We start from the raw sequence: 599 nt of genomic DNA, 5'->3' as shown, positions 1-599 counted from the left end.
CCGCTGGCGACCATCTGGTCGGCCGCCTGCAGGCCGGTCTCCAGATTCGCCGCCGCATGGGTGCGGGTCGGATCGCTGCCGAAAGCGGCTGCGGCCATGCTGATGACATCGTTGCGGCTGATCTGCAGATTGACTTGTTGCGCCTGATACGACAACGCCGCCACAATGAACACGCCGGGCGCAAAACTGACGCCGTTGGCTTCAAAGCTGATATCGCTGAACTGGCCGCTGACGCCGCCGGCGGCGGTGAGCACCTTGCCTGTCACACCGACTTGCTGCGTCACATAACCGGAAGGATCCTGGCTGCTGCCGGGCGTGGTGGCGACCAGGTGCGAGTTGCCGAGTTGCGCCGTGCCGCCCACCGTCAGAGTGCTGTTGAGCTGGTTGGCCAGGACCGCGCCCGGCACGGCGACATAATTGCCGTCGATCGTCAGGCCGGCGCCGCTGTTGTTGACCCGGCCGTTGTTGTTGACATTGCCGTGGATGCGGCCGCCGTCGCCGCCCAGCCGGCCGAGCGCGCCGACATTCACGCTGGAAGCCACCGCGCCGGTGATATTCAAGCTGCCGCCCAGGATATTGCTGGCGCCCTGGTAGGTATT

The 599-nt window shown here is 65.8% G+C and carries 1 pseudogene; it reads right to left on the bottom strand.

The window, feature by feature from the left end:
* A pseudogene (locus KHU33_RS26195) lies at positions 1 to 599 on the bottom strand (peptidase S8); the annotation flags it as partial.

The organism is Collimonas silvisoli (assembly GCF_018305005.1).
Taxonomy (GTDB): Bacteria; Pseudomonadota; Gammaproteobacteria; order Burkholderiales; family Burkholderiaceae_D; genus Collimonas; species Collimonas silvisoli.
Note: the sequence above shows the minus strand (reverse complement) of the source record. Positions and strands in the feature narration are given on the sequence as shown.